A 14,454-nucleotide genomic window follows, 5' to 3' on the forward strand; every position below is an offset into this window, starting at 1 on the left:
TCAGCCGTGGCCTTCCTTGGTGAAACTGCCGGACACGGCACGACGTTTGAAGAGGAAGGCTGTAGGCTCGCGGCTGCCGACGAAGCCACGCGGCTTCCACACCATGATGACGACCATGGCAAAGCCGAAGATCAGCATGCGGTAGAGTTCAGGCGTGAAATTGTCGCCGAATATCTCCTTGAGGAAGTCCATGTTGCGCAGCAGCTCCGTGCCGCCGATCATGGCGATGGCAGCCACCGCCGTTCCGACCAACGAGCCCATGCCGCCGAGAACGACGATGGCAAGGATGATCGCCGATTCCAGGAAGACGAAGGATTCCGGCGAGACGAAGCCCTGGCGCACCGCGAAAAACGAGCCGGCAAAGCCGCCGAACATGGCACCGATGGCAAAGGCCGTCAGCTTGGTATTCGTGGTGTTGATGCCCAGCGAGCGGCAGGCGATTTCGTCTTCGCGCAGTGCTTCCCAGGCCCGTCCGATCGGCATGCGCCGCAGGCGGATTGTGACGAAGGCCGTTATCAGGCAAAGCATCAGGATGACGTAGAACAGGAAGATCTTGTAATAGACCGAGGACATCGGCAAGTGGAAGAACTTGGCGAAATTGTTCGGCGCAGCAACATCGAAGCTCCATATACCGAAGATCGACGCCTTGGGGATGCCGGAAATGCCGGCCGATCCATTGGTCACATCCCGCCAGTTGATCAGCACCAGCCGGATGATTTCACCGAAAGCCAGCGTGACGATGGCGAGGTAGTCGCCCTTGAGGCGCAGCACCGGGAAGCCGAGGATGACGCCCCAGAAGGCAGAGAGGATGCCGGCGAGCGGCAGCAGGATCCAGAAGCTCAGACCGAATTGCTGCGACAGAAGCGCATAGGAATAGGCCCCCACCGCGTAGAAGGCCACGTAACCGAGATCGAGCAGACCGGCGAGGCCGACAACGATATTCAGCCCCCAACCGAGCATCACATAGATGAGGATCTGGATGCCGAAATTGTCGATATAGGTCAGCGATCCCGCGGCACCCTTTATCGCATAGATAAAGACGGGGTAGAGGAACAGCGCTACGATCAGGAACTTGGTGAAGTGGCGGCGGACAAAGCCGGGCTCACGCACAACCGCGGGCTTCGCAGCTTTGATCTCCTTCTGATGCGCAAGATAGGGCCGGATCCAGACGATCAGCGAGAAGCGAACCACCACGACCAGCAGGATCGAGGCCGCAAGGAATATCCAATGCGGCTGCACGATCAGCTTGTTGTCCATGTTCGGATGCGATTCGAGACCGATGAACAGGATGAACATGCCGAGCGCGACAAGGCCGGCAAAAAACGATTCACGGATGGCGTAGGCGGTCAAACCGGGGGTCGCCGCCTTGGGGGAAGATGCATTGCTCATGGCGTCAAACCTTTTCGACTTCGGGACGTCCGAGAATGCCCGAGGGCTTGAAGATGAGGGCGATCGCAAGGATCGAGAAGGTCGCCACATCCTTGTAATCGATGCTGAAATAAGCCGACCACAGCGCCTCGATGAGACCGATCAGGAGACYGCCGAGCACTGCGCCCGGCAGTGAGCCGATACCGCCCAAGACCGCGGCGGTGAAGGCCTTGACACCCGGAACGAAGCCATCGTTGAAGGAGATGACGCCGTAATACATGAGATACATGGTGCCGGCGACGGCAGCGAGTGCGGCGCCCATGACGAAGGTCACCGAAATCGTCTGGTCGACATTGATGCCGAGCAGCGCCGCCATCTTGCGGTCCTGCTCCGTCGCTCTTTGCGCGCGCCCAAGTGAGGTGCGGTTGACCAGATACCAGAAGCCGGTGAGCAGCACCGTGGTGATGACGAAAATGATGATCTGCTTGAGCGAGACAGTCACGCCGTCGATCGTCCAGGTCTGCGATACCATGGCTGGGATCGCCTTGTTGCGCGGGCCCTGCGTGACCTGCACGAAGTTCGACAACAGGATCGACATGCCGATCGCAGTGATCAGTGGCGCCAGCCGGAACGAGCCGCGCAGCGGCCGGTAGGCAATCTTTTCGATCGACCAGTTCCACAGGCTGGTGACTGCCATCGCCATGACCATCATGATGAGCAAAGCGACTGCCACCGGAACGCCGATGAAGGCCGCCGTGAGCAACAGATAGACCATCAGCGCCGCCATGCCGCCAAGCATGAAAACATCGCCATGGGCAAAATTGACCATGCCGATAATGCCGTAGACCATTGTGTAACCGATTGCGATCAGGCCATAAATAGACCCAAGTGTCAGCCCGTTAAGGAGCTGCTGGATAAAATACTCCATCCGCCTTTTTCCCCTGCGCGCATGCTTTTATGCTGCCCGCCTTTTTTATTAGAACCTGGCCCTTGAAGAGCTCTTTGGTTCGAGAATTCCATAACGCTTTCGCAACAAATGTGAAGCCAAAAGTTAGCTTTCCCAAAAAAACTTTCGTGAGGGCCATTCATCCGGCGTTTTTTCCCGCAAGATGCGGCAATTTTGGTCGATTTGTGCTGGCGGAACAATCACGAATGTGAATGGGAGCATTCGCATCGGTGCTGATTCCGGCACAGCACCGGCGTACCGTCCGGTACGAAAATTACCGTCTTGCGACGAAATGCAAGAACGACAGAAATATTTCTAACAGAAAGCGGCGCCCGGTGAAACCGCCGGACGCCAAAATTCGTCAGCCGCGCATGATGCCGCCATTGGCGTCGAACAAGGGCTCGACCTGCAGCTTGGCGTCGAGCATTTCGCCCAGAAGCTCCACCTGCCAGCCGCTCTCCTCATCGGCGATCTCCTTCGGCACATAGCCGATGGCGACCGAAAGACCCGGCGCATGTGCGTAGCCGCCAGACGTGACCCAGCCCTTGACCTCTCCCTTGTGCCAGATTGGCTCGTCACCGATGACGTCGGCATCCTTGGCGTTGACGATGAAGGTACGCAGGCGAAGCGTGCCGCCCTCGGCCTTTTCTTTCGCTGCGGCAGCTTTGCCAATGAAGGCAGCATCCTTCTTGAGCGCAATGACGCGGCCRAGGTCAGCTTCGAACGGACCGTAGAGCGGTCGGTACTCACGCGCCCAGCTGCCATAGCCCTTTTCCAGGCGTAGTGAATTCAGCGCTCGGAGGCCGAACATCCGGATATCGAATTCAGCCCCGGCTTCGAGCAGCTTGTCAAAAATGTGCCGCTGATATTCGGGCTTCATCCAGATTTCATAGCCCAGGTCACCGGTATAGCTGACACGGCCGACAATCGCCGGCGCCAGGCCGATGGTCATCTTGCGGATCGCCATGAACGGAAAGGCTTCCGCCGTGAGATCGAGATGGGTAAGCTTGGCGAGCACCTTGCGCGCATTCGGACCTGCAATGGCGAGGCCGGCAAGGCCGAGATTGACCGCCTGGAAGGTCACCGAACCGTCCTGCGGCAGATGCTGTTCGAACCAGCGCATGTGATAGTTCTCGGCAATGCCCGAGCCGACCAGCAGGAATTCGGTATCGCTGAAGGTGGAAAGCGTAAAATCGCCGATCAGCTTGCCGTCTTCCTTGAGCATCGGYGCCAACGTCATCTTGCCGGCCGGCGGGATGYGGGATGCGAGCATCCTGTCGAGGAAAGCCTTGGCGCCCTTGCCCTTGATCCAGTATTTGGCAAATCCCGACGTCTCCATCATGCCGACGGAGGCACGCACCGCCTTCACTTCCGCGGCCACCGTGTCGAAATCGGTCGACCGGCGCCAGGAGAACTTATCCTCGACACCCTCAGGCGCAAACCAAAGCGGCTGTTCGAGGCCGTAATAAGCGCCGAACACTGCGCCCATATCCTTGAGGCGGTCATAGATCGGCGTGGTCTGCAGCGGTCGTGCCGCCGGCAGTTCTTCATTCGGGAAGCGGATCGAGAAGCGGCGCGAATAGTTTTCGCGCACCTTGGCATTGGTATAGGCCAGCGTCGCATAGTCGCCATAGCGCGCGATATCCATGGCGAAGACATCAAAACCCGGGTCGCCATGGATCATCCAGTTGGCCAGCGCCAGGCCGACACCGCCCCCCTGGCTGAAACCGGCCATGACCGCGCAGGCCGACCAGCAGTTCCGGATGCCCCGGATCGGGCCGACCAGCGGATTGCCATCCGGCGAGAAGGTGAAGGGACCGTTGATCACCTTCTTGATGCCGGCATTGTTGAAGGCTGGGAAGTGGCGGAAGCCGACTTCGAGTTCGTTGGTGATGCGGCCCAGATCCTCGGGGAGCAGTTCATGGCCGAAATCCCAGGGCGTGGTGAGCGGCGACCACGGCCGGCCATCCTTCTCATAGGTGCCCATCAGCATGCCGCCGCGCTCCTGGCGCAGATAGATCTCGCCGTCGAAGTCGATGCAATGCAGCATCTCGCGGCCAGCGGTCTTGTTGAACTCGGCGACCTCGGGCATGTCCTCGGTGATCAGATACATATGCTCCATGGCAAGCACTGGCAGTTCGAGCCCGAGCATGCGACCGATCTCGCGCGCCCAGAGGCCGCCGCAATTGACGATGTGCTCGGCGATGATCTCGCCTTGGTTGGTGATCACCCGCCAGGAGCCGTCTTCGCGCTGCACCAGCTCCTCGACCTTGGTGTGCAGGTAGATTTCCGCGCCGTTCTTCTTCGCCGAACGGGCATAGGCATGCGTGGCGCCATAGGGGTCGAGATGGCCTTCGAAGGCGTCATAGAGAGCGCCGACGAATTGCGATGCATCCATCAGCGGCATCAGCTTCAGGGCTTCCTGGGGCGTCAGGAGTTCTGTGCTCATGCCGCCGTAGCGGCCCTTGGCGTGGATGGTCTTGAGCCAGTCGAAACGGTCCTTGGTGGCGGCCAGCATCAGGCCCGAGGTGACATGCAGGCCGACATCCTGGCCGGAATAGTCCTGAATCTCCTTGTAGAGCTCGACAGTATATTTCTGCAGCTTGGCAACGTTTGGGTCGCCATTGGCGGTGTGCATGCCGCCTGCCGCGTGCCAGGTTGATCCGGAGGTCAATTCGGAGCGCTCAACGAGCACGACATCGGTCCAACCGAGTTTGGTCAGGTGATAGAGCACCGAACATCCGACGACACCGCCGCCGATGACGACGACCTTGGCATGACTTTTCATAAGCATAGCTCCGCGCGCGGGGGATCCGCCGATTCCCCGGTCAAAAGAAACGAGTTGTTGGAAAGGCCTTCCCGGCACGCCATCGTCACGGCCAATGCCCGCGAACCGCCTTCAGTTCACGGGCTCAGCCTAGATTCAAACACTTGCGGTTCTTGTCGCTCAGACGAAAAGAATTACTCTGTTTGCGCCATCAGCCATCAGCCATCAACGACGGAGAAGCTGAGGCCGAATTCGCGACCGGCCAGTTTGAGATCGTGGAACAGGCTTTCGGCAAAGCTGCGCATGCCGATGATCTCGAACCCCTTGTCGCCGGTGCGGACGAGATTGATGGTCAGATGCCCGAAGGCCATGCTGCCCGACGCGCCAACCGGAAAGCCGTCGCCGGCAATATCCACTGCCACGCCCTTGGCCAGCAGCCGGATCGAATCCGGCCCCTTGAGCCGGAAAAGCGTCCGCCCATGGCTCTGGTCGACCACCATGGCGCCATCGATCTCCGGTACTCCAGCCTGATCGCTGCTGACCACCAGCCATTCGCCCGGACCGACAGTGCGGACACTGTGCGCGGGGAAACTTCCGAGCACGCCGGCCACGGCCTGTTCCCGGCCTTTGAAGGCGAGCACAGAATGGATGCACGCGCCATCCACCATTTCGAGATGATTGGCGCCGGGCATTTCAATGCCATGCATGCCAACGTCGGAAAGCGGGTGTTTTGACATCATCATTTGCATCTCACCCTCAGCCGTGCAGCTTCTTGTTCTCGGGATCGATAAACGTCGTCGGCCCGATCACCGCCTCGGTTTCGATTCCGCGCAGCTTGTCCCAGACCAGCACCGTCTCACCCATCCGCTCGCGGCCCGACTTGATGAAAGCGAGCGCGATCATATGGCCGAGCACCGGCGAGAAGCAGACCGAAGACACCCAGCCCTGGTCAACCGGTGTCGAGGGCGACGTACCGACGGTGAGGATATGCGCACCAGCCTTCATCTCCGCCTTGTGATCGACCGGGATCAGGCCAACCAGTTGCGGCCGGTCGGCCGCCTTCAGGCCGTAGCGATCCAGCATCCGCTTGCCGACGAAATCCGGCTTGGCGCTCGAGACCAGCTTGCCGAGGCCGACATCATCGGCTGTCGTACGGCCATCGAGTTCGGCATGCGTCACATGGCCCTTCTCGATGCGCATGACATTGAGCGCTTCGACACCATAGGCGCAGATATTGTACACCCTGCCCGCGTCCATGACAGCATCGGCCACCGCCTCGCCATAACCTGCCGGCACGCCGAGCTCAAAGGCCAATTCGCCGGAGAAGGAGATGCGGTAAAGCCGCGCCGGAACGCCGCTTTTGAGCTTCACCGCCCGCGCCGTCATGAACGGGAAAGCGGCATCGGAGAGGTCATCCGCGATCAGCGCCTGCAACACCGCGCGTGATTTCGGCCCGACCACGGACATCTGCGCCCATTGATCGCTGACCGAGACATAGCGGACATCGAGTTCCGGCCAGGCGGTCTGGTGGTAGAATTCGAGATGCGCCATCGCCTCCGCCGCATAGGCCGTCGTCGTGGTGATGAAGAAATGGTTCTCAGACAGCCGGCTCACCGTGCCGTCGTCATAGACCACACCGTCCTCACGCAGCATCAGGCCATAGCGCGCCTTGCCGACAGGCAGCTTCAGCATGGCATTGCAATAGATGCGGTTGAGGAATTCGGCCGCGTCGGGACCGGCGATCTCGATCTTGCCCAGGGTGGATACGTCGCAGATGCCGACATGCTCGCGCACAGTCAGCACTTCGCGGTCGACGCTCTGCCGCCAGCCCGTCTCGCCGGCCCGCGGGAACCAGGCGGAGCGATACCAGAGGCCGGCTTCCATCATCACCGCACCGTTCTTCTTCGCCCAGCCGTGCAGCGGCGAAATCCGGATTGGATTGGCATGTTCGAGCCGCGCCGCACCCACAAGAGCGCCGAACGTCACCGGGGTGTAGAACGGGCGGAAAGTGGTTGTGCCCGTATCCTTCGGCGACAGGCCCTGCATCGAGGCCAGGATCGCGGTGGAATTGACATTGCCGAGCTTGCCCTGGTCGGTCGCCATGCCATTGGTCGTGTAGCGCTTTGCGTGCTCCACATGGCCATAGCCTTCGCGCAGCGCCAGCCCCAGATCGGCAACATGCACGTCGTTCTGGAAATCGACGAAGGCCTTGGATTTCGCGCCGGGCACATACCAGAGCGGCGTGAAGCCGGGGGCCACGTCACCTTCGATCCACGGTCCTTCGTAAGCCGCCGGATTGCCGCCGAGGGCAGCGATCGCATCGGCGCCCTTGGCCCAGCCATCGGCCAGGCAGTCGCCAAGACCATAAACCCCGGCTGCCGCACCTGCAGCCTTGAAAGCCGGATCGGCCGGCGCCAGGAATGCCGCGTGTTCATCCGACCAGACCGGCTTGGCGCCACGCTGGCACATCAGATGAATGATCGGACTCCAGCCGCCGGATGTCGCCAGCGCGTCGCAATGAATGCTCTCATGGAAGCCGGAGCGATCGACGGAGATGCTCCTCAGCGTCCAGTTGCCCTTGGTGTCGACAATGCCGCCGCCGAGGATATGGCGGACGCCGTCCGGCACTGCTTCAGGCGCCGTATTGCGGGAATCGATCATCGCCACGAGGTCCATGCCGTTGGCGACAAGATCGCGCGCGGTCTCATAGCCGGAAGCGCCATTGGTGAACACAGCCACCTTGCGGCCTGACGCGGCAGCGTAGCGGTTGGCATAGGTGCGCATCGCCGACGCCGTCATGATGCCCGGCCGGTCATTGCCGCCGAACACCAGCGGCCGCTCTTCCGCGCCGGCGGCGAGGATCGCCCGCTTGGCAACGATGCGCCAGATGCGCTCGACCGGCCGTTCCGGCAGCGGCGTGGACAAATGCTTCTGCACCCGCTCGACAGCGCCGAACACCATGTCGTCATACCAGCCGAACACGGTCGTGCGCGACAGCAGCCTGACATTGTCGAAGCTTTCCAGCTCTGCAATGGTGAAGGCTGCGAAATTCGCAGCACTGTTGCCGCCGACAACTGCTCGGGAGGAGAGCAATGTCCCACCCATGCGAAAGCCTTCGTCGGCGACGATGACGCGCAGGCCGGCGCGCGCCGCGGCAAGCGCCGCCATCAGCCCTGTCGGGCCGGCGCCGACGACCAGCAGGTCGCAATGCGCCCAGCATTTTTCATAGGAATCCGGATCGGGCTCGGAAATCGCCAGCTTGCCAAGACCGGCCGCCTTGCGGATGAAAGGCTCGTAGACCTTTTCCCAGAAGGCTTTCGGCCACATGAAGGTCTTGTAGTAGAAGCCGGCCGAGAGGAACGGCGAGAGCAGCGAATTGACGCTGCCGACATCATATTGCAGCGACGGCCAGCGGTTCTGGCTGACGGCCGTCAGCCCGTCATAAAGTTCGGTGACGGTGGCACGTGCATTCGGCTCGGTGCGGCCGCCCTTGCCGAGCGTCACCAGCGCATTCGGCTCGGCCGAACCCGCCGTCACGATGCCGCGCGGCCGGTGATATTTGAAGCTGCGGCCGACGAGATGCACATTGTTGGCGATCAGCGCCGAGGCCAGCGTATCGCCCTCGAAACCTCTGTAGGTGTTGCCGTCAAAGGTAAAATTCACCGCGCGGCTGCGGTTGATCAGTCCGCCCTGGTCCAACCGATAGCCGCTCATGCCGCACCCCGTTTGCGAACATCGGCCGCGTCGCTGACGGCAAACACTTCGTGCGAGAGCGTGTCGCGCTCGACCACCAGCCAGCGTCGGCAGCCCGATGCATGATGCCAGAGCTCGCTATGGCGGCCCATCGGATTGTCGCGGGTGAACATGTAGCGGAGCCAGTCCTCGTCGGATGCATCGGGTGCCGGACGAACGATCGTCCCGTCACCCTTGACGTAAAATTCTTCCTTGGGCCGGATACCGCAATGGGGACAGTGAATGAGACTTGCCATAATGTCCTCAGTGCAAATTGGGCTGCGGGCCGTGGCCCGTCTCGTCGATCGCATAGCCGCGATCAAAGCGGTCGAGCCGCATTTCGCGGGTCACCACATGCGGCTCGTTCTTGGCGATCAGATGGGCGAAGGTAAAGCCGGACGCAGGTGCTGCCTTGAAGCCACCGTAATTCCAGCCGGTGTTGAGATAGAGATTGTCGATCGGCGTCTTGTCGATGATCGGCGAGCCGTCCATGCTCATATCCATGACGCCGCCCCAGGTTCTCAGCACCTTGGAGCGCGACAGGCCGGGGATCATCGACAGCCCGATCTCGAACACATGCTCGACAGTGGCCAATCCACCGCGACGCGCATAGGAATTGAAGCCGTCGATATCGCCGCCGAATACCAGGCCGCCCTTGTCGGACTGCGATATATAGAAGTGGCCCATGCCGAAGGTGATCACCTGGTCGATCGCCGGCTTCAGCCCTTCGCTGACAAAGGCCTGCAGCACGTGGCTCTCGATCGGCAACCGCAAGCCGGCCATGCCGGCGGTGACGGTCGAATGTCCTGCGGTGGCGAGACCGAGCTTGCCGCAGCCGATGAAGCCGCGATTCGTCTCCACGCCAGTTACCTGCCCATCGGCGCCGCGGATAATGCCGGTCACTTCGCAGTTCTGGATGATGTCGACGCCGCGGCTGTCGGCGCCGCGGCCATAGCCCCAGGCGACCGCGTCGTGCCGCGCCGTGCCGCCGCGCCATTGGATGAGCCCGCCCATGATCGGGAAACGGGCATTGCCGAAATTGAGATAGGGCGCGATCCGGCGGATACGCTCGCGGTCGGCAAGCTCGGCATCCACGCCTTCCATCATCATCGCATTGCCGCGCCGCGCAAAGGCGTCGCGCTGCCCATCGGTATGGAAGAGATTGATCACGCCGCGTTGCGACATCATCGCATTGTAGTTGAAGTCCTGCTCCAGCCCTTCCCAGAGCTTCATCGACAGCTCGTAGAACGGCTCGTTGCCGGGCAGCATGTAGTTGGAGCGGACGATCGTGGTGTTGCGGCCGATATTGCCCGAGCCGAGATAGGATTTCTCCAGCACCGCGACATTGGTAATGCCGAATTCCTTGGCGAGATAATAGGCCGTCGCCAGACCGTGGCCGCCGCCACCGACGATGATCACATCATAAGAGGGCTTCGGGTCCGGCTGCCGCCAATGGGGCGCCCAACCCCTGTTCTTGCGCAATGCTTCCTTGAAGATCGAAAACGCCGAAAACCGCATCGAGTTCTGGTCCTCACACTCATTTGCCGAACGGGCGCTTCACCTGTCCGGATTGCCTGAAACATCGCGCTCTCTGTTGCCGGAGAACTACCGTCTATACTGTTCGATTCCCCGTGCCTTTACGACAGCACTGTATGTTTTTTTGACGATTTCGGGCGATGCACATGTTTTTGCTTTGCCCGCCATCATTCCGCCGTGCTTTGACGGCCTACACCGCCGACCCCTGCTTGTCACATATTGTTGCGCTGCGAACAAGATTTCAGGCGATGAAAAGGGCCAAACTGCTCAAAGAGGTTGCGTTGAAGGGCCAAAGCCAATAAACGCACACGAATTCTAATTTGAGCCACGAAGCGGAGCTCACGTCCAATATGACATTGACGCATCTTCAGCGCCTTGAGGCTGAGGCAATACATATATTCCGGGAAGTCGCGGCGACCTTTTCCAACCCGGTAATGCTGTATTCAATCGGCAAAGACTCCTCGGTGATGCTGCATCTGGCGATGAAGGCCTTCTATCCGGCCAAGCCGCCATTCCCGTTCCTGCATGTCGACACCACCTGGAAGTTCAGGGAGATGACAGAGTTTCGCGACCGCATGGCGGCCGAACTCGGCATCGATCTCCTGGTGCATATCAACCAGGATGGCGTGTCGCAGGGCGTCGGCCCGTTCACGCACGGTTCGAACACCCATACGCATATCATGAAGACGGTCGGCCTGCGCCAGGCGCTGGAGAAATACGGCTTCGACGCGGCCTTCGGCGGCGCCCGCCGCGACGAGGAAAAGAGCCGCGCCAAGGAGCGCATCTTCTCCTTCCGCAATGCGCAGCACACCTGGGACCCGAAGAACCAGCGCCCGGAAATGTGGAAGACCTACAATACCCGCGTCGGCCCTGGTGAATCCATCCGCGTCTTCCCGCTGTCGAACTGGACCGAGCTCGACATCTGGCAATATATCATGAAGGAGAACATCCCGATCGTTCCCCTTTATTACGCCGCCGTGCGGCCAGTCGTCGAACGCGACGGCATGCTGATCATGGTCGACGACGACCGCATGCCGATCGGCCCGGATGACGTGATCGAAGAGAAGCTCGTCCGTTTCCGCACGCTCGGCTGCTATCCGCTCACCGGCGCTATCGAATCGGACGCCGCCACCCTGCAGGACATCGTCCGCGAAATGCTGACCGCGCGCACCTCGGAGCGCCAGGGCCGCCTGATCGACAAGGATGAAGCCGGCTCGATGGAGAAGAAGAAGCGCGAGGGGTATTTCTGAGATGAACGTCAGCGTTCCCGCCGATGTCACCGGCGACATGATCGAATATCTGCGCGACCAGGAAAAGAAATCGCTGCTGCGATTCCTGACCTGCGGCTCCGTCGATGACGGCAAGTCGACGCTGATCGGCCGCTTGCTTTACGACACCAAGCTGATCTTCGAAGACCAGCTCGCCGCTCTCGAGCGCGACAGTCTCAAGCACGGCACGGACGGCGAGAACATCGATTTCGCACTTCTGGTCGACGGTCTCGAAGCCGAGCGCGAACAAGGCATCACCATCGACGTCGCCTATCGCTTCTTCGCCACGTCGAAGCGCAAGTTCATCGTCGCCGACACGCCCGGCCACGAGCAATATACCCGCAACATGGCGACCGGCGCCTCGACGGCCGATGTGGCCGTGGTGCTGGTCGATTCGCGCCAGGGCATCCTGCGCCAGACGCGCCGACACTCGTTCATCGCCTCGCTGCTCGGCATTCGCCACATCGTGCTCGCGGTCAATAAGATCGACCTGATGGATTACTCCCAGGAGGTCTTCGACAATATCGTCGCCGACTATATGGAATTCGCCAAGAATCTCGGCTTCAAGAGCATCCAGCCTATCCCGATGTCGGCACGCTTCGGCGACAATGTCACCATGGGGTCGTCACGGACGCCGTGGTATTCGGGGCCGAACCTGCTCCAGCATCTCGAAGATGTGCCGGTCGAGAACGACTATCTCGACAAGCCCTTCCGCCTGCCGGTGCAGAATGTCGTGCGCCCCAATCTCGATTTCCGCGGCTTTGCCGGCCAGGTCGCTTCGGGCAAGGTTGCCGTCGGCGACAAGGTGACGGTGGCGAAGTCCGGCCAGGAATCGCGCGTCAAGCAGATCGTCACCCATGACGGCAACCTGCGCAACGCTGCGGAAGGCCAGGCAATCACCATCGTACTTGAAGACCAGATCGACATTTCGCGCGGCGACATGCTGGTCGACCCGGCCAACCGTCCGCATGTGGCCGACCAGTTCCAGGCGCATGTGATCTGGTTCGACGCCCAGCCGATGATCCCCGGCCGCTCCTATATCCTCAGGACCGAGGTCGACAGCGTCAGCGCCACGGTGACGACGCTCAAGCACCAGGTCAACATCAACACTTTCGCGCATGAGGCGGCCAAGCACCTCAACATGAACGAAGTGGGCGAGTGCAACATCTCGACCCAGGCGCCGGTCGCCTTCGACGCCTATGGCGACAACCGCGTCTGCGGCAATTTCATCCTGATCGACCGCTTCACCAATGCGACTGTCGGCGCCGGCATGATCGACCATCCGCTGCGCCGCGCGTCCAACGTCCATYGGCAGGCGATGGAGGTCAACAAGGAGGCACGTTCGGCGCTCAAGAGCCAGAAGCCGGTGGTGCTCTGGTTCACCGGCTATTCCGGCTCAGGCAAGTCGACGATCGCCAACAATGTCGAAAAGCTGCTCGCCGCACAGGGCAGGCACACATTCATGCTCGACGGCGACAATGTCCGCCATGGCCTGAACCGCGACCTCGGCTTCACCGACGACGACCGTGTCGAAAACATCCGCCGCGTCTCGGAAGTCGCCAAGCTGATGACCGATGCCGGCCTGATCGTCATCGTCTCGTTCATCTCGCCCTTCCGCTCGGAACGGCAGATGGCGCGCGATCTCTTCCCGATGGGCGAGTTTGTCGAAGTCTTCATCGACACACCGCTGGAAGAATGCATGCGCCGCGACCCGAAGGGCCTGTACAAGAAGGCGCAGTCCGGCGAGATCGCCAATTTCACCGGTATTTCGTCGCCCTACGAGGCGCCGGAAAATCCTGAAATACACGTCCATACGCTCGGGCACGAGCCAGCGGAACTGGCCGTGCTGATCGAGAATTATCTGAACAAGAGGTAAGACCGTGATCGACACCTTTGAAAAGCTGGCGCTCGACGCCGGCAAGGCGATCCTCGAAGTCTACCAAGCCGGCCCGAGCGTATCCTACAAGCAGGATGCCTCGCCGGTGACCGAGGCCGACGAGCGCGCCGAGGCAATCATCCTTGCCGGCCTCACGGCCGCCTTCCCCGATATTCCTGTCGTCGCTGAAGAAGCGGCGGCGGCCGGCAATATCCCTGATGTTTCGGGCAAAAAATTCTTCCTCGTCGATCCGCTCGACGGCACCAAGGAATTCGTCAACAAGCGCGATGACTTCACGGTCAACATCGCGCTGATCGAAGACGGTGTGCCGGTGGCCGGCATCGTCTACGCCCCTGCCCGCAAGGTCGCCTATACCGGTATCGCCAACCAGGCCGAGAAGCTCGTCATCGCCGACGATTTCTCCATCGCCTCGCGCGAGCCGATCGGCTGCCGCAAGGCCGCGGCCAAACTGACTGCCGTCGCCAGCCGCTCGCACAATTCGCCTGAGACAGAAAACTTCCTCGCCGAACGCGGCATCACCTCAATGAAATCCGTCGGCTCGTCGCTGAAATTCTGCCTGGTGGCGGAAGGCTCGGCGGACGTCTATCCGCGCTTCGGCAGGACGATGGAGTGGGACACCGCCGCTGGCGACGCGGTGCTCAGGGCAGCAGGCGGCATGACGCTTGACACGAACGAGCGCGAATTCCGCTACGGCAAGACGGCGCAAGCCACCGACAGCGACTTCGCCAACGGGCATTTTGTGGCCTGGGGTGCGCGGCGGTAGCATCTGCCGCAACGGTGCAGCAAGTTCCCTCCTTGTGGGAGGGGACAGCAAGGCCGCGAGAGCGTCGGCGATCGCTTGACCCCACTTGGTGAGGGGTAGTCTTGCTTTCCTCACCCACCCCTTACAAAAGCTTCGAGACGTCCGGCTGCCTCAACTCGACAATACGCGCCGCAGGTC

The 14,454-nt window shown here is 61.0% G+C and carries 10 protein-coding genes; 3 read left to right on the forward strand and 7 right to left on the reverse strand.

What is annotated here, in order from left to right; all coding sequences use genetic code 11:
• From livM to AC1D06_RS12395, 7 genes are all read right to left on the reverse strand, one after another.
• Positions 1–1,389: a high-affinity branched-chain amino acid ABC transporter permease LivM gene (livM, locus tag AC1D06_RS12365; RefSeq protein ID WP_477879430.1), complete on the reverse strand. Its 1,389-nt coding sequence runs from the start codon at positions 1,387–1,389 to the stop codon at positions 1–3.
• A 4-nt stretch (positions 1,390–1,393) separates the two neighbouring features.
• Entirely contained in the window at positions 1,394–2,296 is a 903-nt protein-coding gene (locus tag AC1D06_RS12370) for a branched-chain amino acid ABC transporter permease (protein ID WP_477986447.1), read from the reverse strand.
• Between the two features lie 379 nt (positions 2,297–2,675).
• A complete protein-coding gene (locus tag AC1D06_RS12375; RefSeq protein ID WP_477986448.1) occupies positions 2,676–5,102 on the reverse strand; it encodes a GcvT family protein in 2,427 nt (808 codons plus the stop codon).
• 197 nt (positions 5,103–5,299) lie between these two features.
• Entirely contained in the window at positions 5,300–5,824 is a 525-nt protein-coding gene (locus AC1D06_RS12380) for a sarcosine oxidase subunit gamma (protein WP_477986449.1), read from the reverse strand.
• Positions 5,825–5,837: 13 nt separating this feature from the next.
• Positions 5,838–8,795 (reverse strand): sarcosine oxidase subunit alpha family protein, encoded by a 2,958-nt coding sequence (locus AC1D06_RS12385; RefSeq protein WP_477986450.1) that lies wholly within the window; start codon positions 8,793–8,795, stop codon positions 5,838–5,840.
• Entirely contained in the window at positions 8,792–9,070 is a 279-nt protein-coding gene (locus AC1D06_RS12390) for a sarcosine oxidase subunit delta (protein ID WP_477879440.1), read from the reverse strand. Before AC1D06_RS12390 ends, AC1D06_RS12385 begins: the two co-directional genes overlap by 4 nt.
• A gap of 7 nt (positions 9,071–9,077) precedes the next feature.
• Positions 9,078–10,331 carry a sarcosine oxidase subunit beta family protein gene (locus tag AC1D06_RS12395; RefSeq protein ID WP_477986451.1) on the reverse strand — a complete coding sequence of 418 codons (1,254 nt, stop codon included), beginning with the start codon at positions 10,329–10,331 and terminating at the stop codon, positions 9,078–9,080.
• Between the two features lie 338 nt (positions 10,332–10,669).
• Here AC1D06_RS12395 and cysD point away from each other — a divergent pair, with 338 nt between their 5' ends.
• The 3 genes from cysD to cysQ are packed head-to-tail and all read left to right on the forward strand — an operon-like array spanning position 10,670 to position 14,277.
• Positions 10,670–11,599, forward strand: a complete 930-nt coding sequence (cysD, locus tag AC1D06_RS12400) for a sulfate adenylyltransferase subunit CysD (RefSeq protein WP_477986452.1) — start codon at positions 10,670–10,672, stop codon at positions 11,597–11,599.
• A 37-nt stretch (positions 11,600–11,636) separates the two neighbouring features.
• A complete protein-coding gene (gene nodQ / locus AC1D06_RS12405) occupies positions 11,637–13,493 on the forward strand; it encodes a bifunctional sulfate adenylyltransferase/adenylyl-sulfate kinase NodQ (RefSeq protein ID WP_477986496.1) in 1,857 nt (618 codons plus the stop codon).
• Positions 13,494–13,497: 4 nt separating this feature from the next.
• Positions 13,498–14,277 (forward strand): 3'(2'),5'-bisphosphate nucleotidase CysQ, encoded by a 780-nt coding sequence (gene cysQ / locus AC1D06_RS12410; RefSeq protein ID WP_477986454.1) that lies wholly within the window; start codon positions 13,498–13,500, stop codon positions 14,275–14,277.
• Positions 14,278–14,454: the final 177 nt, after the last annotated feature.

This window comes from Rhizobium sp. P2_G2 (assembly GCF_056403555.1).